The following is a 26,741-nucleotide window of genomic DNA, read 5'->3' as shown; positions in this document are numbered from 1 at the left end:
GCCGATGAAGTCCTTGCCCAGCACGAACGCCTGGGCGAGCCCGTTGGGCTCGGCCTGCACGGTGTAGGTGATGGAGATGCCGAACTGTGAGCCGTCGCCGAGCAGGCGCACGAACTGGTCGGCGTCGTGCGGGGTGGTGATGACCAGCACGTCGCGGATGCCCGCCAGGATCAGGGTCGAGAGCGGGTAGTAGATCATCGGCTTGTCGTAGACCGGGACCAGCTGCTTGCTGACGCCGAGAGTGATGGGGTGCAGTCGAGTCCCCGAACCGCCCGCCAGGATGATTCCGCGCATGGCGGGCTAGTCTGCCGTACTCGCGACCTGTTCTGTGCGCGCGCGGTCCGAACCCGGTGGTGCCCACGGCTTCTGCGCGAGCAGCACGAACTCGTTGTACGTGAACACGCGACCCACCGGGCGCGGGAACGGGAACGAGTACGTGCGCCGGACGTCCAGCCCGAGGGCGCGGGCGACGTCGGTGAGCACGTCGAACCCGCTGAACCTCACGTGCGTCGCGTCCGAGCTGTAGCCGCGTTCCTGCGGGGTGATGAGCGCGACGCGACCGCCCGGCTTCAACAGCCCGATGTAGGGCGCCAGGATCGGCTCGACCTCGTGCGGGTGCAGGTGCTCCACGAGGTGGGCGGCGAGGATGCCGTCGTAGGACTCCGGCACGGTCAGGTCCTCGCGGGCGAAGAACTCGCCGTCGGTGTAGGCGTCGAGCCCGAGGCTGCGTGCGTGGGCGATGGAGTGGGGGTTGTGGTCCACCCCGACGGAGCCCGGGGCCAGGCTGCCGAGGTTGCGGCCGAGCCCGCAGCCGACGTCGATGGTCCGCCCCAGCTCGAGCCGGCGGACGTGCGCCTGGTAGGGCGCCTGCACGTTGAGCGCCTGCTTCCACGACGCCGAGCTGTGCCGGACGAGTCGCTCGGCGTACTCCTCGCCCGCGGTCGGAGGGGTGACGCCGTCGTCCGGTCCGGCTGAGTGTGCGTCCGTCATGGCGACGATCGTGCCAGGGAGTGGACCGGTTCGGGCGTTTTGGCGCGGTCGGGACACCGGCCGCGAATCGTTCTGCCGTATCAGGCGAGCGTGTCCGGGACGCGGGTGATGCGCTCGGACGAGGTGAGCCGGGCGGTGCGGGCAGGGTCGCGGGTGAGCGCCTCGGCCAACGGTGGGTCGACGACCACGACGGAGCCGTCGGTGACGAGCACCCCGACGACCTCGGCGAGCGCGGCGGGCGACAGCGGCGCCGGCGTCGCGACGAGGAGGACCCGGGCCGGCACGGGGGAGGTGGGCTGCCCGGCCGACGACCACGTCAGCAGCGTGCCGTGGTCGACCCGGAGCGTGGCCGCCGACAGCGCAGGGTTGCCGCTCGCCGGCGTCGGGGCCCAGCCGATCGCGTCGGCGTAGGTCATCACGGCCGACGCGGCGTCGACCGCCCCGACGGGGAGCGTTCCGTCGAACCGGCGCGCCAGCGCAGGCAGGGTCACCGCGACGAGCTGGGAGGCGTCGTTGGCGTGCGCCTGCGGCCGGTCCGTCACCGTGATGTCGGCGGCGCTCCCGCTCTCACCCTCGTCGAGCACGACGCACGCCCCGACCCGCCATGCGGCCAGTGCCCAGACGACCGTCCGCCAGTGCACGGGCAGGTCGAGCCGTACACGGACTCCAGGCCCGGCGTCGAGCTCCTCGACCAGCAGGTTGGCGGTCTTGTTGACCCAGTTCTCCAGCACCGCACCCGAGAGCTCGACGCGCTCTCCGTCGTCCGCGTACCAGGTGATCCGGGGGCGTCCCGGCTCGCGTGTGAGCAGGCGCAACAGGTCGGCGATCGTCGTCACGGGCACCGGGTCAGCCTAGATCGACACGCCCGGCGCACACGTCTTCACCAAGTTCACCCGACAAAACCGGACAACTACCACGTCCCCGCTTGACCAACGCGAACGACACGCGTGTAATTCCTTAGAACGGATTCATGAGCGAGCACCACCCGCGGCGCACCCGAGAGAGCGTCGCACGCCGAGCCCCTGAACGAGCAGATGAACCAGCACGAGGACCGCACGGAGGCACGCATGTGGAACCTGCTCGACAACGACGAGATCTTCCCTTCGGACGCACGCAGGAGTGCACAGACGCACGCCTCGAACGTCCTGCCGATCTTCGGCGCCCTCGAGGACGAGGGCCCGATGGGGTGGCAGGAGCGCGCGCTGTGCGCCCAGACCGACCCCGAGGCGTTCTTCCCCGAGAAGGGCGGCTCGACGCGTGAGGCCAAGAAGGTGTGCACGGGATGCGACGTGCGCTCCGAGTGCCTCGAGTACGCACTGCAGAACGACGAGCGCTTCGGCATCTGGGGCGGGCTGTCCGAGCGGGAGCGGCGCAAGCTCAAGCGGCGTGTCGTCTGACGTCCTGCGCCGGGCGGGAGTGTCGCGCGCGGGCCTCGTCCCGCGCGGCGGCATGATGTCCCGAGCATGACTGACACGCTCCTGCCGGTGGACCTGCCCACCGCGACCTCCCCGACACCGGTGACGACGCCGGTGTCCGCAGTCGTCGTCACGCGCGGTCGGACCCCGTACCTCGCCACCACGCTCGCGGCCCTCGCCGCACAGACGCGCCGCCCGCTCCGGGTCCTGCTCGTCGACGTCGCCCACGCGACCGACGACTCCGTCGAGCAGCTGCTGCACAGCTCGTTCGCTGACCTCAGGGGCTCCGCGGCACCCGCGCTGCGGCTCGTGCGCGCGCCCGGCGTCCGCTCGTTCGGGCAGGCCGTCCGCCGTGGTCTCACAGCCGACGACGCCCCGCCGACCACCTGGCTCTGGCTCCTGCACGACGACAGCGCCCCCGCGGCGAACGCTCTTTCCGAGCTGGTCCGCGCGGTCGGGCACGCCCGGTCCGTCGCGGTCGCCGGCGTCAAGCAGCGCACCTGGACCGACCCGGAGCGGTTGCTCGAGGTCGGTCTGCGCTCGTCCCGCTCGGGCAGGCGGATGACCGACGTCGAGCCCGGAGAGCTGGACCAGGGGCAGCACGACGGGCGGGAGGACGTGCTGGGGGTCGGGATCGCCGGTGCGCTGGTCCGGCGCGACGCCTGGGACGACCTCGGCGGCACCGACCCGATCCTGGGCCCGTTCGGTGACGGCTTCGACCTGTCGCGGCGCGCCCGGCTGGCGGGCCACCGCGTGATCGTCGTGCCGTCGGCCGTGGTCCGCCATGCACAGGCGGGCTACCTCGGGCTGCGCTCGACCTCCGGTGACGTCGCCGGTGTGCCTGTCGACCGCGACGGCGACGGAGAGGACGACCGGGCCGATCCGCGTCGGTCGTTCGCGGCGCGCCGTCGGGCGCTCGTGCACAGCAGGCTCGTCTCCGCACCGCTCCCGCTCGTGCCGGTGGTGGTCGTCCTCGCGCTGGTCGCCGCCGTGGTGCGCTCGCTCGGCAGGCTCGCCGCGAAGCAGCCGGGGCTGGCCGTCGACGAGCTGCGGGCGGCGCTCGCCGCGCTCGGCCGCCCGGACGGCGTGGCCCGCGCCCGGCTGGGTGCGACGCGCAGCCGCCGTCTGCCCCGGCGCACGCTGCGCCCGTTGCAGGCCGGCTGGCGCGACGTGTGGTCGCAGTCACGGGACCGTCGGCTCGCACGCGCCGAGGCCCGCCGGGTGGTCCAGGCGCCCAGCGAGCTCGAGCTGCGCGAGCTCGCCGCTCTCGCCACCCGGCGCCGCACCACGCTGGCCGTGGTCGTCGGCACCCTCGTCGCGGTCGCGGCCGTCGCGCTCGGTCCGCTCGTCGCCGGCGTCGTGGGCGGCGGGCGGCTGGTCGGAGAGGCGCTCCTGCCGTCCACCACGCGACTCGGCGACCTCTGGTCGGCCGCGACGTCCGGGTGGGTCGCGGACGGGCTCGGTGGACCCGGACCGGCAGACGCGCTGCTCACCGCCCTGCTCGTCCCGACGGCCCTCACGGGCGGCTCGACGACGACCGCGGTGGCCGTGCTGCTGCTCGGGTCGGTCGTGCTGGCCGGTGTGGGGGCGTGGGCCGCTGCGGGCGCCGCGACCCGCTCGGTCGCCGTCCGCGGGTGGGCCGCTGTCGTGTGGGCCGGCGCCCCGGCGCTCCTGCTGAGCCTCGGCGACGGGCGGCTCGGCGCGGTCGTCGCGCACGTCGCACTGCCCTGGGTGGCCCTCGGGCTCGCGCGGGCGGTGGGCGTGCAGCGGGTGGACCAGGTGCTCTCCGGCGTGGCCACGGCGCGGCACGACGACGACGCGGTCGACGACGAGCTCGACGTCGAGACGCCCGTCCGTGGCACGCCGACGGTCCCCACCCCCAGGCTCTCGGCGGACGCGCCCGTGCCCGTCGGCGACGGACCTGGGGCGCCCGAGCTCGTCGGTGCTCCCGACCCCACCGGATCCATCTCGGCCGCTGCCGGTGCGGCGATCGCCTTCGCGGTCGTCGTCGCCGGGTCGCCCGCGCTGCTCGTTCCCGGGGTGCTCGCCCTGTGCGTCGTCGCCCTGTGCGCGCCGCGTCGTCGCGGGAGGGTCCTGCTCGTGGCGCTCCCCGCGCTCGCCCTGCTCGGTCCGACCCTGCTCGAGGCTGGGCGGCGCGGGCTCGAGGGCTGGCGCCTGCTGATCGCCGACCCGGGGCTGCCGGGTGCGTCCACCGCGGCGGACCCCGTGAGCCGGCTGCTCGGAGTTCCGGCGGACGCGTCGTCGCTGGTCCCGGGCGCCCTCCCGGAACCGCTCGCCGGGGCCTGGCCCCTCGCCCTGGGAGCGGTGGTCCTCGTCCTGGCGGTGCTCGCCCTGCTGCGCGGTGCCCCGGTGGCCCGTGCGGTGCGGGGCGCGTGGGTGGTCGCGGCGCTCGGTGCTGCCGCCGCGACGGTCGCCGTCGCCGTCCCCGTCGGCGTGTCGGACTCCGTCGTCGTCCACGGCTGGGCAGGGCCCGCGCTCTCGCTCGCCGGCGCGGGTTTGCTGACCGCCGCGGTCATCGGTGCGGACCGCCTGCGCGAGCGCCTGGCGCACTACACCTTCGGGTGGCGGCAGCCTCTCGTCGCCGTCGTCACGCTCGTCGCCGTCACCGTTCCCGTCGCCTGGCTCGGCACGTGGACCTGGCAGGCGCGCAGCGGAGAGGCGGTCGGGCTGCGTGCGGTCGAGCGCTCGATCGTGCCCGCGGTCGGCCTCCAGGCGCAGGCGTCGCAGCTGTCGTCGCGCGTCCTCGCGGTGAGCCTCGAGCCGACGGACGATTTCGACGCGGCGACCGTGACCTGGCAGCTGCTGCGCGGCGACGGCCCCGAGCTGGTGGACCAGGCCGCGGCCGAGTCGACGCGCAGGCTGAGCGGCGACCTGCTGGCCCCCGACGTGCTCCCCGCCGACGCCGCCACCAGCGAGGTCGACGAGCTCGTCGCCCGGCTGGCGTCGGCGGCGACCGGAGACGTGGCAGGGCAGCTGGCAGCGCTGGGCGTGGCCGACGTGTTGGTGCCGCCGCTGCCCGGGGACCTCGGCGCCGTCGACCCCGAGGTCGCGGCCACGCAGCTCGACGAGCTGGTGAGCAGGCTCGACTCGACCGCCGGCCTCGCGCGAGTGACCCAGAACGTGACCGGGACGCTGTGGCGGGTGCAGGCGACCGCGACCGTGGCCGGGGCTGCGGCGCCGACCGCGCTGCCCGCGTGGGCCCGTCTCGTGCCCGCCGCGGCAGACGTCACGGACCCTGCCGTGGCCGCCGTCGCGGTGCCGTCCGCGGACCGGTCGGTCGACTCCACGGTGGCGCCGGGCGGCGAGGACCGCGTGCTCGTCCTCGCCGAGCGCGCCGACCCGCGCTGGCACGCCTGGCTCGACGGCCGTTCGCTGCGGGCGGTCGATGACGGGTGGCGGCAGACGTTCGCCCTCGGTGCCGACGGCGGCGAGCTGGTCGTCCGGTACGACAGCCCGGATCGGACCCCGTGGCTGGTCCTCCAGGGCGTGGTGGCCCTGGTGACGATCCTCCTGGCCGTCCCCGTGCGCCGACGCCGGGGGGCCCGGGCATGAGCGGGGGAGACGTCATCGACGCGACCGGTCCGACGCGGACGCAGGTCTGGCTGGGGCGGACCGCCCGAGCCGCGTCCGGCCTCGCGGTGCTCGGTCTGACGGCCGCGATCGTGGCCGGGGCGCGCCTGCCCGGCGGTACCGCAGGCGACACCGTCCCGCCGGCGCAGATCTCCGTCCCCGCCTCGGTGTCGACGCTCGTGTGCGCCGGGCCGCTGATCCAGCCCGATGACACCGGGCGCGGCGACTCCGCGTTCGACCCGACCCCGGTGGACCCGATCACGACCGTGACCGCGGTGACCTCGGTCCCCGAGGGGGAGGGCACCTCCGCCGGCACCCTGGGACCGCTCGACCGTTCGGCCACGACGACGACGCTGGACGCCGGAGGGGACTCCGCGGTTGTCCCGGGCGTCGCCGCCCCCACGGTGGTCCACGTCGAGCCCGGTGCAGCCGCGCCCGCCCGGGTGGCCGCCGCGAGCGCCGGCCTGGTGACCGCGGGCGACCTGCGCGGGCTCTCCGCCGCCTCCTGCCAGCAGCCGACGGCCGACGCGTGGCTGCTCGGCGGCGCCACCGACCTGTCCAGCACCGCGCAGCTGGTGCTCGACAACGCCGGGTCGACGCCCGCCGAGATCACCCTCGCGATCTGGGGCCCCTCGGGTCCGGTCGACCTCACGGGCGAGCGGTACCTCGTCGCGCCCGGTGCCTCGCGCGTCGTGGTCCTCGGCGGGATCGCGGCCGAGCAGCGACGTCTGGCGGTGCACGTGACCGCGACCGGGGGACGGGTCGGGGTGCACGTGCAGGACTCCGCGATCGACGGGTTCACTCCCGCCGGGACCGACCTGGTCGTGCCGGGTGCAGCGCCCGCACGGCGCCAGGTGGTCCCCGGCGTCTCCGTGTCGGCCTCGGCGGTCGGTGACGTGACCGCGTCGGCGCTGCGGCTCCTCGTGCCCGGCACCGTCGCCACGACCGCCCGCGTCACGCTGCTCGGCCCCGGCGGCGTCACGGAGCTCCCGGGGGCGGACGAGGTGGCGCTGGTGCCCGGCGAGGTGACCGACGTACCCCTGGGCGGGCTGCCCGCGGGCTCCTACACCGTGGTCGTGGACGCCGACCAACCCGTCGTGGCCTCCGCCGTCGTGACGCGCCCGGGTGCGGTCGGCGAGCTGGACGACCTCCCGAGCGTCGAGCGCGCGTGGGCGGCGTCGACCGCAGTCGGACGCAGCGGCGTGCTGGCGGTCCCGAGCGGGACCCGCGGGATGCTCGTGGTCGGGGCGGTGTCCGGTGCCGCGGACCCGAGTGCCGACGGCGTGGCGACGGGCTCGGTCCGGCTGCTCGGGGCCGACGGCGCGGTGCTCGCCGAGCGGACGGTGGTGCTGGACGCGGGGACGACGGGCGCCTGGTGGGTCGACGACCTGGCCACCGGGACCGGCCGGATCGCCGCACCGGACCCCTCGGTGATCCCGGGTCCGCCGGTGGACCTCGCGGGAGTGGTGGGCGTGGACCTGGTGACGGACGAGGGTTCGACGGTCGCGCTCGCCTGGGCCATGGTGGCCGCGGTCAACCAGTCCGACGGCTGGCTCGTCTCCGTGCTCGACCCGGTGCCGGTGCCGCGCCTCACGCCGGACGTCGCCGTCCGCGAGGACCCGCGGCTCGGTACCCGCTGACTCAGCCTGCTGCGCGCAGCTCCGAGCGTTCGCGCAGCCGCAGCCCGAGCACGGCTGCCTGTCGCACCGGCCACTGGTACCAGCGTGGGTACCGGCGGTGCACGTACCGGGCGGCGCTCGCGTGGTGCGCCGAGATCATGGGCGCGGGCTTGGCGCGCCACGACGTCCCGCCGACGTGCGTGACCTTGACCTGCGGCACGTAGAGGTTGATCCAGCCCGCGCGGCCCAGACGCTCCCCGAGGTCGACGTCCTCGAAGAACATGAAGTAGCCGTCGTCGAACCCGCCCACCGCCTCGAACGCCTCGCGCCGCAGCAGCAGGCACGCGCCGGACAGCCACCCGGCCGGTCGTTGACCGCCGGCGTTCTGCTGGTGCGCCTGGTACCGGCGCGTCCACGGGTTGCCGGGCCACACCTTGACGAACAGCGCGTGCCCCGCGCCCTGGGTGAGCGACGGCAGCTCGCGCGCCGAGGGGTAGACGGTGCCGTCGGTGTTGAGCAGTGCCGGACCGACCGACCCCGCGGTGGGTGCTGCCTCGGCGGCCGCGACGAGCTCGTCCAGCGACCCCGGCTGCCACTCGATGTCGGAGTTGGCGACGACGATCCACCGTGCCTCGGCGCCGGCCGCGCCCAGGTTGGCGCCGCCCCCGTATCCCAGGTTCGACCCGGTGGCGACGAGCCGCGCACCGACCTCGTCGGCCACCGCGCGCGCGACGGTGGGGTCGGAGCCGTTGTCGACGATCACCAGCTCCGTCGGCGCGGCTGACGCGGCAGCGAGCGTGCGTGCGAACGTCGCGAGCTCGTCGCCGGGGTGGTAGACGACGCAGACGACGCGGACATCGGGGGCTGGCGTGGACGGGGGCGGGACGGCGGTGCTCATCGTCCGGACAGGCTAGTGGGCGTCGCCGTAGTGCGGGTCCACGTCGTCGGGTGACCGCCCGAGCAGGTGGGCCACCTGCTCGACGACCACGTCCCGCACCAGGTCGGCGAGGTCGAGGGCGTCCGTGGCCCGGGACTCGACGGGACGGCGGTAGACGACGATGCGCGCGGGGAGGCCGGCGTCGGACGGGAAGTAGCGACCGAGCGGGACCCCGCCGTGCTCCCAGGGCGCGGGGTTGGACGGCGGTACGTCCTCGACGGCGAACTCCGTCCCCACCAGCTGGCGCGCCCAGGTGCGCTCGATCCGCTCGACCGCATCGAGGACGAGGTCGTCGAACCGTTCGGCGCGGGTGCGGTAGGCCGGCATCGTGCTGGGCAGCAGCGGGCCCCGGGGGCCGCGACCGCGCCGGTCGCGGCGGCGCACGGGCGCGATCGTCGTCGTGGGGAGCGCAAGGGTGCGGCGCCCGACACCGGGGGCTCGGCGGGCGGGTGGCGGAGGTGCGGAGCTCACTTCAGCACTGTAGATCGCGCACGGCCGACGGCGTGGGGGGCACGGCCTGTCGGCACCCGGGAGTACCGTCAGCGCGTGAGATCCGTGAGGCAGTGCTCCCGCACGGCATGCGGCCGTGCGGCCGTGGCCACGCTGACCTATGTGTACGCCGACTCGACCGCGGTGCTGGGTCCGCTCGCGCAGCACGCCGAGCCGCACTCGTACGACCTGTGCATCGAGCACGCGGAACGCCTCACGGCCCCGCGCGGGTGGGAGGTCGTCCGGCTCACGCCCGAGTTCACCCCCGCTCCGCCGAGCCGGGACGACCTTCTGGCGCTGGCCGACGCGGTGCGGGAGGCGGGCAGGCGGACCGAGCCCGAGCCCGTCGCCCTGCCCGAGGCCGTCGGCGCGATCCTGAACGAGGCACCTCGCCGCGGCCACCTGCGCGTGCTGCGTGGCGAGGGCTGACGTGGCACGTCGCAAGGGCGAGGCCGCGCGTGCGCGCGCCGAGCGGGCGGGTGAGCCCCTCGGCTCCATCAGCCAGCCCACGGGCCCAGGAGTGCCCGGCACGGACGCCTGCCTGCGCTGCGGTGCGACCGATCTGACCAAGATCCGGATGGCGCTCACGGACGGCCGGCAGGTGGTCTTCGTGTCCTGCCCGGCCTGCGAGCAGCGCAACTGGTTCCCCCTCGACGGGAGCGGCACCCCGCTCGACCGGGACGAGGTCGTCGGCGGCGACGCCTGACCCGGCTTGGTCGTGGCCCCGAGGGCCACAGGTACGATGACCGCGTGATCTCCCCTGCAGCCGACCGTGTCGATCTGTCTGCCCTCATCAAGGCCTATGACGTCCGCGGGGTCGTCCCCGAGGAGCTCAACCCCACGGTGGCCCGCGCGATCGGTGCGGCGTTCGCCGACGTCGTGGTGCTCCCCGAGGCGACGGACCGCCCGCGCGTCGTGATCGCCAACGACATGCGTCCCTCGGGTCCCGAGCTGGTCGGTGCGTTCGCGGACGGGCTGGCCGCCCGGGGCGTGGACGTCCTCCTGATCGGTCTGGCCTCCACGGACGGCCTCTACTTCGCCTCCGGCGCGCTCGGCATCCCCGGTGCGATGTTCACGGCGAGCCACAACCCGGCGCAGTACAACGGCATCAAGCTCTGCCGGGCCGGCGCGCGGCCGGTGGGCCAGGACAGCGGCCTGACGACGGTGCGCGAGCTGGCCGGCGACTACCTCGCGGGGTCGGTCCCGGAGGTCGACACCGACCTGCGCGGCTCCGTCGAGGAACGCGACATGCTCACCGAGTACGCCTCGTTCCTTCGGTCGCTGGTGGACCTGTCCGGCATCCGGCCGCTGAAGGTCGTCGTCGACGCCGGAAACGGCATGGGCGGCTTCACGGCACCGGCGGTCCTGGGCACCGACGCCGGCCTGCCCGGGCTTCCGCTCGACATCGTCCCGCTGTACTTCGAGCTGGACGGCACGTTCCCCAACCACGAGGCCAACCCCCTCGAGCCGGAGAACCTGCGGGACCTGCAGGCGGCTGTCGTCGAGCACGACGCCGACCTCGGGCTCGCGTTCGACGGCGACGCGGACCGCTGCTTCGTGATCGACGAGCACGGCGACCCGGTGAGCCCGTCGGCCATCACGGCGCTGGTGGGCCTGCGCGAGGTGGAGCGCGAGCGCGCGGCCGGCCGCACACCGACCGTCATCCACAACCTCATCACGTCCCAGGTGGTGCCGGACCTGCTGCGCGCGGCGGGTGCGACGACCGTCCGCACCCGGGTGGGCCACTCCTTCATCAAGGCGCAGATGGCCGAGCACGACGCGGTGTTCGGCGGCGAGCACAGCGCGCACTACTACTTCCGGGACTTCTTCTTCGCCGACACCGGCATGCTCGCGGCGATGCACGTGCTCGCCGCGCTCGGCGGTCAGCCGCACCCCCTGTCGGCGCTGTCCGAGCAGTTCCAGCCGTACACGGCCAGCGGGGAGATCAACTCCCGCGTCACCGATGTCGCGGCGGCGCGCGAGCGCGTGATCGAGGCGTACGTGACGCAGCAGGGCGCCGGGCCGGTGCAGGTCGACGAGATGGACGGCCTCACGGTCTCCCACTGGGACGGCCACCCGCAGTGGTGGTTCAACCTGCGCGCCTCCAACACCGAGCCGCTGCTGCGGCTGAACGTCGAGGCAGCGGACGAGGACATCATGGAGAAGGTGCGCGACGACGTGCTGGCTCTGGTGCGCCAGGACGGTGAGTACTGATGGGCCGGACGCTGGAGCCCTGGGCGCGCGAGCTGCTGCGCTGCCCCGCGACGGGTGCGACGCTCGTGGACGGTGTGGGGCCCGACGGTGAGCCGACGCTGGTCTCGACCGACCCGGTGAACCCGGTCGCCTACCCGGTGCGCGACGGGATCCCGGTGCTCCTGGTGGACGAGGGCGTTCCCGTCTCTCGCGGCTGACGAACCCGTGTGACGCCGCTCACCCCGGGCTAGCATGTCCCGGACGGCGTGGGTGATGCCCGTGGACCGAGAGGGGTCGCGCCGGCGCGAACGACCAGGGCGCAAGCCCCGGTGCGTCGCGCGCGCCCACGTCACCGGAACCCCGCAGGAGTGAGATGTCTGTGTCCACGTCGTTCTCTGAGCAGCCCGGTCAGTACAAGGTCCGCGACTTGTCCCTCGCCGAGGCCGGCCGGCACCAGATCCGCCTCGCCGAGCACGAGATGCCCGGCCTGATGGCCCTGCGGGACGAGTTCGGTCCCACCCAGCCCCTCGCCGGTGCTCGCGTCGCGGGCTCGCTGCACATGACGGTGCAGACCGCGGTCCTCATCGAGACGCTCGTCGCGCTCGGCGCGGAGGTTCGCTGGGCGTCGTGCAACATCTTCTCGACGCAGGACGAGGCCGCCGCGGCGGTCGCCGTCGGTCCGCAGGGGACGGTGGAGCAGCCGGCCGGTGTGCCGGTGTTCGCCTGGAAGGGCGAGTCGCTCGAGGAGTACTGGGAGTGCACCGAGCAGATCCTCGTGTGGCCCGGGGGCACCGGCCCGAACATGATCCTCGACGACGGCGGCGACGCCACGCTCCTGGTGCACAAGGGCGTCGAGTACGAGGCCGCCGGCGCGGTCCCGTCCGACCCGAGGCCGGGGGAGCCGGGCTACTCCGAGGAGCTCACCGTCGTCCTCGGCACGCTGCGCCGCTCGCTCGCAGCCGACCCGCAGCGGTGGACGACCATCGCCGCGGACATCATCGGCGTCACCGAGGAGACGACCACGGGCGTGCACCGGCTCTACCAGCTGGCCGAGGCCGGGCAGCTGCTGTTCCCGGCGATCAACGTCAACGACTCCGTGACCAAGTCGAAGTTCGACAACAAGTACGGCATCCGGCACTCGCTGCCCGACGGGATCAACCGAGCCACCGACGTGCTCATGGGCGGCAAGGTGGCGTTCGTCGCCGGCTACGGGGACGTGGGCAAGGGTGCCGCCGAGGCGTTCCGTGGGCAGGGCGCGCGCGTGATCGTCTCCGAGGTGGACCCGATCTGCGCCCTCCAGGCGGCGATGGACGGCTACCAGGTGACCCGCCTGGACGACGTCATCGACCAGGCCGACTTCGTCATCACCACCACCGGCAACAAGGACGTGGTCTCCGCCGCGCAGATGGGCCGGATGAAGAACAAGGCGGTCGTCGGCAACATCGGTCACTTCGACAACGAGATCGACATGGCCGGGCTCGCCGCCGTGCCCGGGATCACCCGCACGGAGATCAAGCCGCAGGTGCACGAGTGGACGTTCCCGGCGGACGAGGTCGGCCCCGAGCGTTCGATCATCGTGCTCTCCGAGGGTCGCCTGCTGAACCTCGGCAACGCGACCGGGCACCCCTCGTTCGTGATGAGCAACTCGTTCTCCAACCAGGTCATCGGCCAGATCGAGCTGTTCACCAAGCCCGGCGACTACGCCCGCGAGGTGTACCGGCTGCCCAAGGTGCTGGACGAGAAGGTCGCGCGGCTGCACCTCGACGCACTCGGGGTCCGGCTCACCGAGCTCAGCAAGGAGCAGGCCGAGTACCTCGGGATCGACGCGTCCGGCCCGTACAAGCCGGACCACTACCGCTACTGAGCCGGGTCGGGGACGCCGTGGGGGAGTCGGTGCAGCTGTGACGACTCCACGGCGTCCCGCTGGTCCGCGCGCAGCCGGGCGGTGAGCTCGCGGTCCCGCCGCTCGGCGAGCACGGCCGCGAGGAACGCCTCCGGGTGCGTGCCGACCGGGGGCAGCGGGTTGACGTAGCGCTGCACCTCGGCCGTCAGCTGCGAGCCCAGCTGCACCCGGGACGCGGGGTGCAGGGACGCGGTCCGGCCCAGGAACTGGCGGACCGAGAGCGCGAGACCGTCGGGCAGCCGGGCGAGGTCGGCGGCGTGCGCCCAACCGGCGAGGTGGGGCGGCATGACCAGCGGCGCGCGCACCTTCGCCGCCCCGCGCACGCGCACGGCGTAGGTGCCCGCCAGGATGTCGCCGACGCGCTTGCCCTGCGGGTGCACGATCGAGGTGATCAGCGCGACCGTGCCGAGGGTGAGCCAGAGCTCCACGAAGCCGACGAGCGCCCGCACCAGGGCCTGCCGGAACACCAGCGGACCGCCGTCGTCGCGCACGATGCGGATGCCCGTCGCGAGCTTGCCGAGCGAGCGGCCGCGGGTCAGCGTGTCGACCGTCGTGGGGACCACCACCGTGATGGTGGCGACCAGGACGATGGCGGCGATGCGGCCGACCTCCTCGGACACCCCCCCGGAGACCGCGCCCAGCGCGATGAGGAGCACCACGCCGACGACGGCGAGCAGCAGGAGATCCAGGAGCGCGGCGAGCAGGCGGGTGGCCGCGGAGGTCGGGCGTGCGTCGAGGACGACACCCTCGCCCGTGATGATGCCGTCCATGGTGGGCAGGTTAGCCGCTGCCGCACCCCGGGGATGGCAGGCTGTGCGGCATGGATCTCGACGCCTTCGAGCGGGCACGCTCGGCCGACTGGGCACGGCTGGACGCGCTGGTGCGTCAGCGGCGCCGCACGGGTGCCGAGGCCGACGAGCTGGTGCGGCTCTACCAGGCGGTCGCCACCGACCTGTCGTCCGTCCGGTCGGCCGCGCCCGACCCCGAGATGGTGACCCGGCTGTCGATGCTCGTCGGGCGTGCACGCGCCGCGATCGCCGGCACGCACGAGCCCAGCTGGCGCGACGTCACCGCGTTCGTGATGGTCGCGCTGCCCGCGGCCCTGTACCGCATCCGGTGGTGGACGGTCGCCGTCATGGTGGCGTTCCTCGTGCTGAGCATCACCGCGGGGGTCTGGGTGGCCACGCAGCCCGAGGCCCTCGCGTCGATGGGCACCCCGAGCCAGCGTGAGCAGTACGTCGAGCAGTCGTTCGCGGAGTACTACACGCCGGGCGCGGGGTTCGCGGCGATGGTGTGGACCAACAACGCGTGGCTGACCGCCGTCTGCATCGCGACCGGCATCACCGGCATCGGGCCGGTGTACTTCCAGGTCTCCAACGCGATCAACGTGGGGGCCGCCGGCGGCATGATGGCGTCGTACGGGGAGCTCGACGTGTTCCTGCAGCTCATCGCACCGCACGGGCTGCTCGAGCTCACCGCGGTGTTCGTCGCGGGCGCCGCGGGGCTGCGCATCTTCTGGACCTGGATCGACCCGGGACCCCGGACGCGCGGGCACGCACTGGCGCAGGAGGCCCGCGCGCTGTTCACCGTGGCGATCGGCCTGGTGGGTGTGCTCGCGGTCTCCGGCCTGGTCGAGGGGTTCGTCACCGGCTCGGGCCTGCCGTGGGCCGTCAAGGTGGGCATCGGCGTCGTCGCCCTGACGGCCTTCTGGGCCTACACGCTGGTCCTCGGCCGGCGGGCCGTCCGGGCGGGGCACACCGGTGACCTCGAGGCGGACCGCGCGGGCTACGTGCTGGCGACCGCCGGCTGACTAGCCCGGGTCGACCACGACGGCCCGGCGCTCGTCCGCCTCGGCAGCCATGAGCTCGACCAGACCCTCGGCCTCGACCTGAAGCTCCTCGCGCTGGGTCGCTGTCGGGCGGGCGAACGGTCGCACGGTGAGCGTGACCGTGCCGCCGCTCCGGCGGTCGCGCGGCACGTCCCACGTCCCCGCGACCCGGCCGTCGAGCAGGAAGGTGGCCGGCACCACGCCGTTCGGGCTGGCCAGGTACGGGCGGTGCTCGGCCGAGATGATCCGGGTCCGGTCGGCGTGGCCCAGCAGCACGTTGTCGTAGTCCGCCAGGAAGCGCGGGGGTGCCGGCACGTCCGGGTCCGGCAGCGGGGCACCCGGCAGGTCGAGCACCTCGCGCTCGCGGACCGCCCCCGGCGACGGCTCGGCGCGGTACCGGACGAGGTCGAGGCGGTCCACCACGGCGCGCATCCCGGTGAGCCCGCTCCAGCTCTGCAGGTCCGCGACGGAGGCCGGGCCGAACGCGGCGAGGTAGCGGCGCACGAACCGCTCCTGCTCGGCGGCGAGCACCTGCGGGTCGGTCAGGTCGGGTGCCGCGGCGGTGAGCTCCGGCCCCAGCCACGCCCACGCGGTGGTCCAGGTGGTCGCTCCCGACCGTCCCCACACGCCCCGGGGTGGCACCTGGACCAGGGGAAGGGTCCCGCGCGCGGCGTAGGCCAGCGTGCTCGGTGCGACGTCCGGCCACCGCTGTGCGAGGAGGCTGCCCAGCGCGGTGGTCACCCGGGGCTCCTCCTCGACGAGCGCGCGGGCCGCGGCTGTGACCTCGGCGACGTCGAGCGTGCGCAGCGCGGCACCGTGCTGCGCGTTGACCCGGAGGTCCTTGGCGTGCAGCGGGGCGATCAGGCCGGGCAGCAGCAGCGCGTCCGCCCCCGTGACGAGATGGATCGTGCTGCGCATCACCGCGATCCGGGCGACGGAACGGTCCCAGAACGCGGCACCGATCTCGTCGGTGCGGAACCCCTCGACCCGGCTCCAGAGTCCGACGTACGGCGACCACGCGTTCTGCGCCTGAAGGCCCACCAGGTGGTCCACGACCTCGATCGCGGGACCGGGGCGGCGCGCGAGCAGGTGCTGGCGCGCGAGCAGCGCACGGTTCAGGTGGGCGCGGGTGAGCAGGTCGGGCACGGTTCGGAACCTACCTGGCGGTGCCCACAGCCCTCAGAGCCGACCCGCCGCCTTCAGGGCCAGGTAGGTGTCCGCGAGGCGAGGTGCGAGGTCGTCGGGCAGGGCGTCGACCACCTCCGCACCGCGCTGGCGCAGCCGCACGGACACGGCGGCGCGCTCCAGCCCGACGCGCTCGGCCGCCGCGGCGTCGAACACCGCCGCGGCGCCGTCGCGGGACGTGCGCAGGGTGTCGACCTCGGGGTCCGAGACCGACGCGAGCACCACCTGGTGCCGCTCCGTCAGCTGGCCGGCCACGCCGAGCAGACCCTGCTCGACCGCCGCCGGGTCGAGGGCGGTCAGGAGCACCACCAGCGCCCGCTGGCTGAGCCGCTGGCGGACCTGCGCCACGACCCCGGGCCAGTCGGTCTCCACGAGCGCCGGCTCGGCGAGCGCCAACGTGTCGGCGAACTGGGCCATGACGCGGGCACCGGTCGCACTGGCCACCCGGCCGCGGACCTTGCGGTCGAAGACGAGGAGCTCGACGCGGTCGCCCGCCTTGGTCGCCAGGGCGGCGAGCAGCAGGGCGGCCTCGATGGACGCGTCCAGCCGCGGGGCGTCGAGCACGCGGACCGCGGACGTGCGGCCCGTGTCGAGCACGATGAGCACGCGCCGGTCGCGCTCCGGACGCCACGTGCGCACCACGACGTCCGAGCGCCGGGCCGTCGCGCGCCAGTCGATCGAGCGCACGTCGTCACCGATCACGTACTCGCGCAGGGAGTCGAACTCCGTGCCCGGACCACGCACCTGCACCGCCGCCCGTCCGTCCAGCTCCCGCAGGCGCGCGAGCCGGCTGGGCAGGTGCCGCCGCGACGCGAACTCAGGCAGCACACGGAGCCGTCCCGGCACGGTGAGCGAGGCCTGCCTTCCCGCCAGCCGGAGCGGGCCGAGGGTGCGGATCGTGACGCGGTCGGCGTGCGCGTCGCCGCGCCGCGTGGGGACCAGGACGGTGCGGACGCGGGCGCCGTCGCCCGGCGCGACGTCCAGCGGGTGCCGGTCGACCTGCGCGCCCGTCGACGGCGGCCACGCGTCGCGCACGACGCCGCGCAGCCGGCGCCGGCCCAGGTGGGACAGGGTCAGCGTCGACGACGACGGCTCCGTCAGGCGGACCGACGCCGGGACGTCCCGCCGGACCGCGACCTCCCGGGGCGAGGCGGCCAGCGCGACGTCCACCGCGCAGGCGACCACGACGAGCAGCGCCCACAGCAGCACGGTCCCGGTGGCGGGCACGAGGAACACCACCGGGAGCCCGAGCGCGGCCAGGACGACCGCGCGCCAGGTGACGGCCACGTCAGCGGGGGACGGCCACGGACGCGAGCACCGTGTCCAGCACGCTCTCCGTGCTGACGCCCTCGAGCTCGGCCTCGGGGCGCAGCTGGACCCGGTGCCGCAGGGTCGGGTGGGCGAGGGCCTTGACGTCGTCGGGCGTCACGTAGCCCCGGCCGGACAGCCACGCCCACGCGCGCGACGTGGCAAGCAGCGCGGTCGCGCCACGGGGGGAGACGCCCAGCGAGAGCGACGGCGACCGGCGGGTGGCCCGGCAGACGTCGACCGCGTAGCCGAGCACCTCGGGGGCCACCTGCACGCGCGCCACCTCGGCCCGTGCGCGAGCGAGCATGTCCGCCGTCGCCACGGGGCGCAGGCCGGCACCGGCGAGGTCGCGTGGGTCGAAGCCGGCGGCGTGCCGGCTCAGCACCTCGATCTCCTCGTCGCGCTCGGGCAGCGGGAGGACGAGCTTGAGCAGGAACCGGTCGAGCTGCGCCTCGGGGAGCGTGTACGTGCCTTCGTACTCGACCGGGTTCTGCGTCGCGATGACCAGGAACGGGTCGGGCAGGGGGCGCGGGGTGCCGTCGATCGACACCTGACGCTCCTCCATGGCCTCGAGCAGCGACGCCTGCGTCTTCGGCGGCGTCCGGTTGATCTCGTCGGCGAGCAGCAGGTTGGTGAACACCGGACCCTCGCGGAACGAGAACTCGGCGGTGCGGGCGTCGTACACCAGCGAGCCGGTCACGTCGCCGGGCATGAGGTCCGGGGTGAACTGGACGCGCTTGGTCTGCAGGTCGAGCGCCGCCGAGAGCGCGCGCACGAGGAGCGTCTTGGCGACCCCCGGCACCCCCTCGAGCAGCACGTGGCCGCGGCAGAGCAGCGCGATGACGAGACCGCTGACGGCCGCGTCCTGCCCGACGACCGCCTTGGCCACCTCGGCGCGCACGGTGCCCAGGGCGGCCCGCAGCTCCTCGGACGGGTGGTGCAGCTGGGCGGTGGGTGCGGTCGTTCCCCAGGAGGGACTCTGGTCGCTCACGTTCGGTGAACCTCGCTCTCGAGATGGTCCAGGTCACGGGCCAGCTGGGCCAGCCCGCGGTCGTCGGTCGGTGGGGGTCCGTACAGCAGGGCCTCGACGGTCGGTGCCGGGCGGCTCGTGGCGCGCGCGACGGCGTCGACGACCACGGGGGCCGGCGCGGAGCGGGGCAGCCCGAGCCGGGTGGCGCTGCGCGCGGCTGTGCCGGCCCGCAGGGCGGCGGCCGCATGACCGTAGGACCGGGACCGTCGGTACAGCCGGCCGCGACCGCGGGTCGTCTCGCCGGAGCGGACGACCACAGGCAGCCGCTCGGTCACCAGCCGCCCGAGCCGCCGCCCGCGCCACAGAGCGGCCACGACGACGACGAGCAGGAGCTGCAGCGCCAGGATCGGGACGACCGGGGGCAGGAGCTGGCCGGGGGCGGCGTCGGCGGACCCGTCGCCCGCGCCGACGTCGTCGAGCGAGGGGATGTACCAGACGAGCTGCTCGTGCCGGCCGAGCGCTCGCAGCACGAGGGCGGCGTTGCCCTGCTCGGCGAGGTGCTGGTTGGTCAGGGGCGCGACGTCGGCGAGCGCGACGATCCGGCGCCCGTCCGACTCGGTCACCGCGTACGCGCCGCCGAGGTCGGTGTCCGTCCCGGGAGCGGGGAAGCAGACGACCGCGCCCGGCCCGGTGGCCAGCAGCGAGCCCCGCGCGGTGACGGATCCCGCCGCTACCGCGTCCGGGTCGTCGCACTCCGCCGAGCGGACCTCGGGCTCGCCCCCGGTGCCCCCGCCGCCCGCGATCGTGTCAGTCAGCAGCCCGAGGGCCCACCCTGCGTCGACCACCACCAGGTCGGCGCCGGTGGCGTCGAGCACGTCGATCTGGTCCGCGTCGAGCAGGTAGTCGCCCACGACGAGCACCGTCGAGCCGGGGACCGCGAGGGACCGGACCTCCGCGATGTGGCGCACGTACCGGACGTCGACGCCCTGCCGCCCGAGGATCTGCGCGGCTGCGCGCGCGCCGAGGTCACCGGGGTTGTCCGGGGCGAGGGTGAGCGTCGACGTGCGCGGCTCGGGCAGGGCGGACAGGATGCCGGCCACCACGACGAGCCCGAGCAGGGCGAGCCACCACCGCGCCCGCCGCCAGCGCCGGGCCGACCGGCTGCGGACCGACGTGCCGTCACCGACCACCGGTGCGTGCGCCGTGGTCACGGTGGGTGCGCTCATCGGGGCGCCGCCACGGCGAGGTCGGCCACGCCGGAGGTGGTCGTCGGACGGGTGTCCCGGACGCGACCGTCGAGCTCCCGCAGCCGGCGCTCGTCGTCGGCCGTGGCCGGCTCGTCGCCGTACGCCACGTCGTCGAACGTTCGTCCGGCCGCGACGAGGTCGTCGCCGAGCGACGGCAACCGTGCGGCGGCGGCCAGCGCGGCCTCGTGCGCCGTCCGGGCCACCCGTTCCTCCAGGACGGTGCGCTCCTCGAGCCCGCGCACGATCGTCCGGTAGCGCTCCAGCACCGCGAGCGCCCAGTCTCCTCGGGACGCCGCGGCGTCGGCGGCGGCCCGGATCTCCTCGGCCGTCCGCGCGTCGTCGTGGTCCAGGACCCGGCGGTCCGACGAGCCGCGCCGCGAGACGCGCACCGGGCCCGCGACGAGGAACGCGACCACCACGACGGCGACGATGATGCCGACGACGACCAGCACCGCGATGGGATCGATCGCGGCCGGGGTGCGCAACCCGGCCAGCTGCTCCGCCAGCCAGTCCCACAGCCGGCTGAGCAGCGAGCGCTGCTGGTGGTAGACGGGGTCGAGCAGCTCCTCGGTCGCCCAGCGCCGCCCGGTCGCGGCGTCCGGCTCGACCGGGACGCCGACCGCCACCCGGGCAGGCAGGATCACGCCGTGCTCTCCGCGGCGCGGGCGAGCTCCACGTCCAGGCCCTCCCGGCGCATGCGCACGTCGATGTAGAGCAGGGCGACGACCGACGACACGAACGTGGTCGAGAGGGTCGAGGCGATGACGTTGGCGATCCCGATCACGACGAAGGAGCCGAACGACGTCGCGGTGGGGTCGCGCAGGACGAGCTGGGCGATCAGGGTGGCCGGGAAGACGATGATCTGCGCGATGATCCCGGCCAGGATGCTGGTCAGCAGGTAGATGCCGAACAGTCGCCAGAAGCTGCCGCGCGTCAGGCGCCACGCACGCGCGATCGTGGGCCAGAACTTCTTGCCCTCGAGCATCAGCGCCGGGGGCACCAGCAGCGTCCGGGTGGAGAACCAGACGGCGGCGACCACGAACGCGAGCCCCCCGGCCAGGCCGAGGAGCACTGCCGGCCCGATCTGGTCGTTCACCGCGAGGAGCACGACGCCCGTGGTCAGCACCGATGCCACGACGAGGACGGCGACCCCGCTCAGGAACGTGAAGCCGACCACGAGCCAGACGCGCCACGAGCGCAGGACCTCGCCGACGGTGGCCACCTGGCCGAGCACGGAGCGGCTCACCGACACGATGAGCAGCCCGGTGAGGATCGTCGTGGCGAGCGCGGTGACGGGGGTGGAGATGAGCAGGCCCGCGGACGAGCCCATCTGCTCGGCGAACCCCATCTGCCCGGACGGGTCCACCTCGCTCGACAGGTCGGACAGCTGCGGCGCGACGAGACCGGTGACGTACCACTGGATGATCGACTGGATCGTGACGGCGAGGGTCACCACGAGCGCGGCGAGCCCGAACATGACGCGGGGGTTCGCACGGACCGCTCGGAAGGCGCCGTCGTAGATCTCGCCCATCCCGAGCGGTCGCAGCGGGATGATCCCGGGCTGCAGCGCCTGCGGGCGCCACGCGACCCCCGGAGGCGGCGGCGCTGCGGGGCCCCAGGAGCCGTACCCGCCGGGTGGCTGCTGGCCCCACCCCGACGGAGGCGCCGGTGGCTGTGGCGGCGCGGCTGGTCCGGGCTGGGGCACGTGCTCCGGCGGCGGCGGCGTCCCCGTCCCCGCGGGCGCCGCCCAGGTCGGCGGCTGCGGGACGTCGTCGTGCGGGCTCGTCATGCGAGCGCGGCTCCCTCGGCTGGTCGTGCGCGTGGTCGGGGTGGTTCGGGGGGTGCCGTGGCGTGCCCCCGCGGAGGATTCATCGTGCCACGACGGGCGCCCCCGCCGGCGCGCGACCGGGTGATCTGTGCGCCCGTGTCGCCTCGTTCGCCCAGGTGGCCCGGGTACGGGCCCCCGCGGTGCGACAATGCCGCCATGAAGGGACGAGTGCTCGTGGTCGACGACGACACCGCGCTGGCCGAGATGATCGGCATCGTGCTGCGGTCCGAGGGTTTCGACCCGGTGTTCTGCGAGGACGGTGACGAGGCGATCGGGGTCTTCCGCGCCACGCAGCCGGACCTCGTCCTGCTCGACCTGATGCTGCCCGGCAAGGACGGCAACGAGGTCTGCCGGCAGATCCGCGCCGAGTCGGGCGTGCCCATCGTCATGCTCACGGCCAAGAGCGACACGGTCGACGTGGTCCTCGGCCTGGAGTCCGGCGCCGACGACTACATCTCCAAGCCGTTCAAGCCCAAGGAGCTCGTCGCGCGGGTCCGTGCCCGGCTCCGGCGCAGCGACGAGCCCGCGCCCGAGCACCTCACCATCGGCGACGTGACCATCGACGTGCCCGGTCACCGCGTCGCGCGGGCGGGCCGGCCGGTCTCGCTCACCCCGCTCGAGTTCGACCTGCTGGTGGCGCTCGCCCGCAAGCCGTGGCAGGTGTTCACCCGCGAGGTCCTGCTGGAGAAGGTGTGGGGCTACCGGCACGCCGCCGACACCCGTCTGGTGAACGTCCACGTGCAGCGCCTGCGCTCCAAGATCGAGAACGACCCCGAGCAGCCCGAGATCGTCGTCACCGTCCGCGGCGTCGGCTACAAGGCGGGCGTGGCCTCGACGTGAGGTCGTCCGGAGCATCCCGATCGTGCGCGTGAGCGGCGCCTGGCGGCTGCTCCGGGCACGGTCGCGGCGGCGCGCCCGAAGCTGGACTCGTGCGTGGCGGTCGTCCCTGCAGATCCGGGTCATCACGTCGACGCTGGCCATCGGACTGGTGGCCCTCACCCTTGTCGGTGCGTATGTCAGCTCCCGGATGGCCGAGGGGCTGTTCCAGGCCCGGCTCGACCAGGTGCTGCAGGACAGTGCGCGGTCCGCGCAGCAGGCACAGGCGACGCTCGACTTCTCGACGGCGACCGCACGCACGGACGTGCAGCGCCTGCTCGGGGACGTGTCCCAGGCCCAACGCACCGGCGGCTCGGACGGACGCGAGGTCTTCCTGCTGCGCGCACCCGGTCAGGAGGGCAGCAGCCTGGACATCTCGGGTGCGACGACGAAGCCGTCGCTCATCCCGCTGGTCAGCCCCGAGCTCCGGCTGGCGACCGCGGGCGGTGGTCAGCAGTGGCAGTCGGTCGCGATCCCGCGCGAGACCGGGGGAGTGTCGCCCGGGGTGCTCGTCGGGCAGGACGTGACCGTGCCGGTCGTCGGCACGTATCAGCTCTTCTTCCTGTACAGCCTCCAGTCGGAGCAGGACCGGCTCGACTTCCTGCAGCGCACCCTCGGCCTCGCGGCGGTCGCCCTCGTGGTGCTGCTGGGCAGCATGACCTGGCTGGTCACCCGGCAGACGGTCCAGCCCGTGCGCCGGGCGGCCCAGGTCGCCGAGCGGCTGGCCGACGGGCACCTGTCCGAGCGGATGCCCGAGAAGGGGGAGGACGAGATGGCCACGCTCGCCCGCTCCTTCAACGAGATGGCCGACAGCCTCCAGGACCAGATCCACCGTATGGAGGAGCTGTCGACGCTCCAGCGCCGGTTCGTCTCGGACGTGTCGCACGAGCTGCGCACCCCGCTGACGACGATCCGGATGGCGGGCGAGGTCATCCACGCCTCGCGCGAGGACTTCGACCCGGCCGCCAAGCGCTCGGCGGAGCTCCTGCAGACCCAGCTCGACCGGTTCGAGGACCTGCTGGCCGACCTGCTGGAGATCAGCCGGTTCGACGCCGGCGCCGCGGTGCTCGACGCCGAGGGTCGCGACGTTCGCGACGTCGTGATCACGGCCGTCGACCACGCGGCACCGCTCGCCGACCGGCGGGGCGCGTGGTTGCACGTCGTCGTGCCCGAGGAGCGCAGCGTCGCGGACATCGACCCGCGCCGCGTCGAGCGCATCCTGCGCAACCTGCTGGTCAACGCCGTCGAGCACGCGGAGGGGAGCACGGTCGAGGTGACCGTCGGCGCCGACGCGCACGCCGTGGCGATCACGGTGCGCGACCGCGGGGTGGGCATGACGCCCGACGAGGCCGCGCACGTGTTCGACCGGTTCTGGCGGGCGGACCCCGCGCGCGCCCGGACGACGGGTGGTACCGGCCTGGGGCTCGCGATCTCCCTGGAGGACGCCCACCTGCACGGCGGCTGGCTCGAGGCGTGGGGTCGGCCCGGCCGCGGGGCGAGCTTCCGGCTGACGCTGCCGCGCCGCGCGGGCATCCGGCTCACCGACTCACCGCTGCCCCTGGCGCCGGACGAGTCGCCGGTCACCGGGGCGCTGCGCATTCCCGTGCTGCGCCCGAACACCGACCCTGCGGCGCTCCCGGACATGGGCTCCGACGACCACGACACCCAGGAGTACGCGGACGACGCCGACCGGCAGGAGGTCCGATGACCGCGCGCCCGTTCCACCGCGCCGCGCTCGCCGTCGTGACCGTCGTCGTCCTGGCAGCGTGCTCCGCGATCCCGACGTCCGGACCCGTGAGCGAGGGGGACGCCGAGGTCACGGAGCCCTCCGAGATCGCCGTGCTGGCCGAGGGGCCGCAGCCGGGCGACACCCCGACCGAGATCGTCGACGGGTTCCTGGCGGCGGGCGCCGCGGGGTTCACGGACGACTTCGTGACGGCCCGGGAGTATCTCGCGGGGGAGGCGAAGGCCACCTGGAAGCCGTCGGCCGGGGTCGTCGTGTCGGGGCCGGTCGAGCCCGCCCCGACGACGACGGACACCGAGGTGACGATCGACGTCCCCGTCCTCGCCCGCGTCGACGAGGACGGGGTCTACGTCGAGGCGCCACCGGACGCGCGGGAGTCGGTGACGTTCGGGATGGTGCAGGACGACGCCGACCAGTGGCGCATCGCGGCGACGCCGCCCGGCCTGATCCTCCAGCAGGAGGACTTCAGCCGGAGCTATCGGCCGGCCTCGTTGTACTTCCTCTCGCCGGACGAGAAGTTCCTCGTCCCCGAGTCGCGCTGGTTCCCGCAGAAGGGCCTGGGCACGTCGATCGTCAGCGAGCTGCTGGCCGGTCCGTCGCCCTGGCTGCAGGACGCGGTCGTCACGGCGGTGCCCGACGGCGTCGAGCTCAACCCCGAGTCGGTGCCGGTGGACGACGAGGGCGTCGCCCAGGTCACGCTGGAGCCCGCGTTGGCCGTGACCCGCGCCGACCGTGACCTCCTGCTCGCGCAGATCGACGCCAGCCTGCGGCCCGTGCCCGGCATCGGCTCCGTCCAGGTGTTCGCCGGCGACGTGCCGCTGGAGGGTGCTGCGACGTTGCAGCGCGGGTCCGGCCCGCCGAGCAACGTCGAGTTCCTCCAGGACGACCGCATCGTGGCGCTCGTGGACGGCGAGCCCGAGCCGGTGCCCGGCCTCGGCGCCCTCGACTCGCTCGACCCGCGCAGCCCGGCGAGCAACGAGGACGGGTCGGTGCGGGTGATGCTCTCCGGGCCGAGCACGCTGAGCACGGTGCCGACCGCGGACCTGCCCGCGCAGGACCTCCTGACCGGGACGGCTCTCGTGGCCCCCTCCGTCGACAGGTTCGGCTGGGCCTGGACGGCACAGCCAGCGAGCGGCCTGGTCGCTGCGCGCTCGGACGCCGCCCCGGTGAGTGTGAGCGCGGACTGGCTGGAAGGACGTGCGGTCCGTGCGGTCCGCGTGGCCCGCGACGGGGTCCGGGTCGCGGTCGTCTCGGCCGGGGCGGACGGGGTCCAGCTCGACGTCGCGGCGATCACCCGCGACGAGTCGGGGGGGCCGCAGCAGCTGGGGGCACCGGTCCGCGCGGGCGCCGCGCTCGTCGACGCGTCCTCCGTGGTCTGGGCCGAGGAGTCGACGCTCGCGGTCATCGGACGGTCGACGGGGAACCCTGCCGTGCACCTGGTTCCCGTCGCAGGCCCGACCAGGCCCCTGCCTGCGGTGGCCGAGCTCGCCGGCCTCGCGGGGAGCTCCTCCGTCATCTACGTGACCACGACCGCCGGTGAGCTGCGTCGGTTCGTCGGCTCCACCTGGGCGCAGGTCATCGGTCTGACCGGCGCGGCCGACCCGTCGTTCCCCGGCTGACCGGCCGCCCACAGCCCACCGCCGTCCACCGGCTCCACTCCTGTGCGCCCGCCGGCGAGCAGGCTGCACCGATGACGTTCGCCCGAGAGCTGCTCGGCCTCCTGCTGCCCGTCGAGTGCGCCGGCTGCGGGGCCGACGACGTCGCCTGGTGCCCGACCTGCGCGCAGCGCTTCGCGGGACGTCCGTGGCGGTGCGAGGACCGCGCGCCGCGTCTCGACCGGATGGACGGGCACGGTGCGCTGCCGGTGTGGACGCTCGCCGACTGCACCGGCGACGTCCGCCGCGCGATCATCGCGTGGAAGGACCGCGGGCGGCTCGATCTGACACGCCCGTTCGCGCGGGCGCTCACGTTCGCGGCCGCTGCGCTCCCGCCGCGCCTCGGCGCTGCCCCGCTGCTCGTGGTCGCGGCCCCGTCGACAGGAGCGGCGCGACGCCGCAGGGGAGGGAACCTCGTCGACACGCTCGCAGCCGCGGTCGCCGACGGCCTCGTCCTGGCCGGGCATCCCGCGCTGCCGGCGCCGGTGCTCGTCCGGTCCCGGGGTCACGACCAGGTCGGCCTCGGCGCTCGCGCGCGCACCCGCAACCTCGTCGGCCACGTGCAGGTGCCGGACCGGCACGCGCCGCGCGTGGAGGGCAGGCCCGTTCTCCTCGTGGACGACGTGCTCACCACGGGCGCCACGGTCGCGGTGTGCCGGTCGGCGCTCGAGCGCCGTGGCGCGCACGTGGTCGGGGCGATCACGCTGGCGTCGACCCCGGGCCCGTCGCGTCCGACGCGGCTCCCGCCCGGCCGGATCCTGTCCACAGGGTGAACCGTGGGCGGGGCGAGTGGGTTCGGGGGCACGTGCGGGGTTAGCGTGGGGGCCTGAGCCGTTGGCACCGCACGGACCGACCCCTCGCTGGGTCGCCCGGGCAGGCCGCGGGAGGAGGTGACGCCGCCCGACTGCCCCTGGGGCAGCCCATTGCACTGTCACCCGGGCGGGTTGCCCCGCCCCCGACCCT

The 26,741-nt window shown here is 74.6% G+C and carries 25 protein-coding genes; 13 read left to right on the top strand and 12 right to left on the bottom strand.

Translation table 11 applies throughout. The features are described from left to right. The 3 genes from AC1DXT_RS20140 to AC1DXT_RS20130 all read right to left on the bottom strand — a co-directional run. The coding region (locus AC1DXT_RS20140) for a sugar phosphate nucleotidyltransferase (RefSeq protein WP_477063056.1) at window positions 1-294 on the bottom strand (294 nt) is incomplete at its 3' end. A gap of 6 nt (window positions 295-300) precedes the next feature. Continuing rightward, window positions 301-990 (bottom strand): class I SAM-dependent methyltransferase, encoded by a 690-nt coding sequence (locus tag AC1DXT_RS20135; RefSeq protein WP_477063055.1) that lies wholly within the window; start codon window positions 988-990, stop codon window positions 301-303. Between the two features lie 80 nt (window positions 991-1,070). After that, window positions 1,071-1,832: a TIGR03089 family protein gene (locus tag AC1DXT_RS20130; RefSeq protein ID WP_477063054.1), complete on the bottom strand. Its 762-nt coding sequence runs from the start codon at window positions 1,830-1,832 to the stop codon at window positions 1,071-1,073. 225 nt (window positions 1,833-2,057) lie between these two features. On the opposite strand from AC1DXT_RS20130, the gene AC1DXT_RS20125 reads away from it, so the two are divergent. From AC1DXT_RS20125 to AC1DXT_RS20115, 3 genes are all read left to right on the top strand, one after another. After that, entirely contained in the window at window positions 2,058-2,387 is a 330-nt protein-coding gene (locus AC1DXT_RS20125; RefSeq protein ID WP_056091941.1) for a WhiB family transcriptional regulator, read from the top strand. Window positions 2,388-2,453: 66 nt separating this feature from the next. Then, on the top strand, window positions 2,454-5,978 hold the full coding sequence (locus AC1DXT_RS20120) for a glycosyltransferase family 2 protein (RefSeq protein ID WP_477063053.1): 3,525 nt from the start codon (window positions 2,454-2,456) through the stop codon (window positions 5,976-5,978). Then, the gene (locus tag AC1DXT_RS20115) at window positions 5,975-7,636 is read left to right on the top strand and encodes a DUF5719 family protein (RefSeq protein ID WP_477063052.1); all 1,662 of its coding nucleotides are present in this window, start codon (window positions 5,975-5,977) and stop codon (window positions 7,634-7,636) included. The genes AC1DXT_RS20120 and AC1DXT_RS20115 overlap by 4 nt, the downstream gene beginning before the upstream one ends. A gap of 1 nt (window position 7,637) precedes the next feature. Here the strand turns inward: AC1DXT_RS20115 and AC1DXT_RS20110 are convergent, their stop codons facing one another. Both AC1DXT_RS20110 and AC1DXT_RS20105 read right to left on the bottom strand, forming a co-directional pair. Then, window positions 7,638-8,513: a glycosyltransferase family 2 protein gene (locus tag AC1DXT_RS20110; RefSeq protein WP_477063051.1), complete on the bottom strand. Its 876-nt coding sequence runs from the start codon at window positions 8,511-8,513 to the stop codon at window positions 7,638-7,640. 12 nt (window positions 8,514-8,525) lie between these two features. After that, the gene (locus tag AC1DXT_RS20105) at window positions 8,526-9,023 is read right to left on the bottom strand and encodes a metallopeptidase family protein (protein WP_477063050.1); all 498 of its coding nucleotides are present in this window, start codon (window positions 9,021-9,023) and stop codon (window positions 8,526-8,528) included. Window positions 9,024-9,098: 75 nt separating this feature from the next. On the opposite strand from AC1DXT_RS20105, the gene AC1DXT_RS20100 reads away from it, so the two are divergent. The 5 genes from AC1DXT_RS20100 to ahcY all read left to right on the top strand — a co-directional run bounded on the left by AC1DXT_RS20100 (window position 9,099) and on the right by ahcY (window position 13,098). After that, window positions 9,099-9,470, top strand: a complete 372-nt coding sequence (locus AC1DXT_RS20100; RefSeq protein WP_477063049.1) for a DUF3499 domain-containing protein — start codon at window positions 9,099-9,101, stop codon at window positions 9,468-9,470. A gap of 1 nt (window position 9,471) precedes the next feature. After that, a complete protein-coding gene (locus AC1DXT_RS20095) occupies window positions 9,472-9,747 on the top strand; it encodes a hypothetical protein (protein WP_477063048.1) in 276 nt (91 codons plus the stop codon). Window positions 9,748-9,791: 44 nt separating this feature from the next. Continuing rightward, window positions 9,792-11,255 (top strand): phosphomannomutase/phosphoglucomutase, encoded by a 1,464-nt coding sequence (locus AC1DXT_RS20090; RefSeq protein ID WP_477063047.1) that lies wholly within the window; start codon window positions 9,792-9,794, stop codon window positions 11,253-11,255. Beyond that, window positions 11,255-11,452: a Trm112 family protein gene (locus tag AC1DXT_RS20085; protein ID WP_477063046.1), complete on the top strand. Its 198-nt coding sequence runs from the start codon at window positions 11,255-11,257 to the stop codon at window positions 11,450-11,452. The genes AC1DXT_RS20090 and AC1DXT_RS20085 overlap by 1 nt, the downstream gene beginning before the upstream one ends. Before the next feature lie 155 nt (window positions 11,453-11,607). Further along, window positions 11,608-13,098, top strand: a complete 1,491-nt coding sequence (gene ahcY / locus AC1DXT_RS20080) for an adenosylhomocysteinase (RefSeq protein ID WP_477063045.1) — start codon at window positions 11,608-11,610, stop codon at window positions 13,096-13,098. Here the strand turns inward: ahcY and AC1DXT_RS20075 are convergent. Further along, on the bottom strand, window positions 13,092-13,907 hold the full coding sequence (locus tag AC1DXT_RS20075) for an RDD family protein (RefSeq protein WP_477063044.1): 816 nt from the start codon (window positions 13,905-13,907) through the stop codon (window positions 13,092-13,094). The genes ahcY and AC1DXT_RS20075 overlap by 7 nt on opposite strands. A 50-nt stretch (window positions 13,908-13,957) precedes the next feature. Here AC1DXT_RS20075 and AC1DXT_RS20070 point away from each other — a divergent pair, with 50 nt between their 5' ends. Beyond that, the gene (locus AC1DXT_RS20070) at window positions 13,958-14,947 is read left to right on the top strand and encodes a stage II sporulation protein M (RefSeq protein WP_477063043.1); all 990 of its coding nucleotides are present in this window, start codon (window positions 13,958-13,960) and stop codon (window positions 14,945-14,947) included. Here AC1DXT_RS20070 and AC1DXT_RS20065 read toward each other — a convergent pair whose 3' ends face one another. Genes AC1DXT_RS20065 through AC1DXT_RS20040 form a run of 6 tightly spaced genes read right to left on the bottom strand, consistent with a single transcriptional unit; the run spans window position 14,948 to window position 21,464 of the window. Continuing rightward, window positions 14,948-16,111 (bottom strand): winged helix DNA-binding domain-containing protein, encoded by a 1,164-nt coding sequence (locus AC1DXT_RS20065; protein ID WP_477063042.1) that lies wholly within the window; start codon window positions 16,109-16,111, stop codon window positions 14,948-14,950. A gap of 33 nt (window positions 16,112-16,144) precedes the next feature. Further along, window positions 16,145-17,437, bottom strand: a complete 1,293-nt coding sequence (locus AC1DXT_RS20060) for a DUF58 domain-containing protein (RefSeq protein ID WP_477063041.1) — start codon at window positions 17,435-17,437, stop codon at window positions 16,145-16,147. A gap of 1 nt (window position 17,438) precedes the next feature. Then, a complete protein-coding gene (locus AC1DXT_RS20055; RefSeq protein ID WP_156387991.1) occupies window positions 17,439-18,401 on the bottom strand; it encodes an AAA family ATPase in 963 nt (320 codons plus the stop codon). Window positions 18,402-18,445: 44 nt separating this feature from the next. Beyond that, on the bottom strand, window positions 18,446-19,654 hold the full coding sequence (locus AC1DXT_RS20050; protein WP_477063040.1) for a DUF4350 domain-containing protein: 1,209 nt from the start codon (window positions 19,652-19,654) through the stop codon (window positions 18,446-18,448). Continuing rightward, entirely contained in the window at window positions 19,651-20,319 is a 669-nt protein-coding gene (locus AC1DXT_RS20045) for a DUF4129 domain-containing protein (protein WP_477063039.1), read from the bottom strand. Before AC1DXT_RS20045 ends, AC1DXT_RS20050 begins: the two co-directional genes overlap by 4 nt. Next, a complete protein-coding gene (locus tag AC1DXT_RS20040) occupies window positions 20,316-21,464 on the bottom strand; it encodes a glycerophosphoryl diester phosphodiesterase membrane domain-containing protein (RefSeq protein WP_477063038.1) in 1,149 nt (382 codons plus the stop codon). The genes AC1DXT_RS20045 and AC1DXT_RS20040 overlap by 4 nt, the downstream gene beginning before the upstream one ends. A 195-nt stretch (window positions 21,465-21,659) precedes the next feature. On the opposite strand from AC1DXT_RS20040, the gene mtrA reads away from it, so the two are divergent. The 4 genes from mtrA to AC1DXT_RS20020 all read left to right on the top strand — a co-directional run bounded on the left by mtrA (window position 21,660) and on the right by AC1DXT_RS20020 (window position 26,551). Then, a complete protein-coding gene (gene mtrA, locus AC1DXT_RS20035) occupies window positions 21,660-22,343 on the top strand; it encodes an MtrAB system response regulator MtrA (protein WP_055912929.1) in 684 nt (227 codons plus the stop codon). A 19-nt stretch (window positions 22,344-22,362) separates the two neighbouring features. Then, on the top strand, window positions 22,363-24,087 hold the full coding sequence (mtrB, locus tag AC1DXT_RS20030; protein WP_477063058.1) for an MtrAB system histidine kinase MtrB: 1,725 nt from the start codon (window positions 22,363-22,365) through the stop codon (window positions 24,085-24,087). Beyond that, window positions 24,084-25,742, top strand: coding sequence for an LpqB family beta-propeller domain-containing protein (locus AC1DXT_RS20025; RefSeq protein WP_477063037.1), 1,659 nt, complete (start codon window positions 24,084-24,086; stop codon window positions 25,740-25,742). Before mtrB ends, AC1DXT_RS20025 begins: the two co-directional genes overlap by 4 nt. 71 nt (window positions 25,743-25,813) lie before the next feature. After that, window positions 25,814-26,551, top strand: a complete 738-nt coding sequence (locus AC1DXT_RS20020) for a ComF family protein (RefSeq protein WP_477063036.1) — start codon at window positions 25,814-25,816, stop codon at window positions 26,549-26,551. The last annotated feature ends 190 nt before the right edge of the window (window positions 26,552-26,741 follow it).

Source organism: Cellulomonas sp. P1_G12_2 (assembly GCF_056405535.1).
Note: the sequence above shows the minus strand (reverse complement) of the source record. Positions and strands in the feature narration are given on the sequence as shown.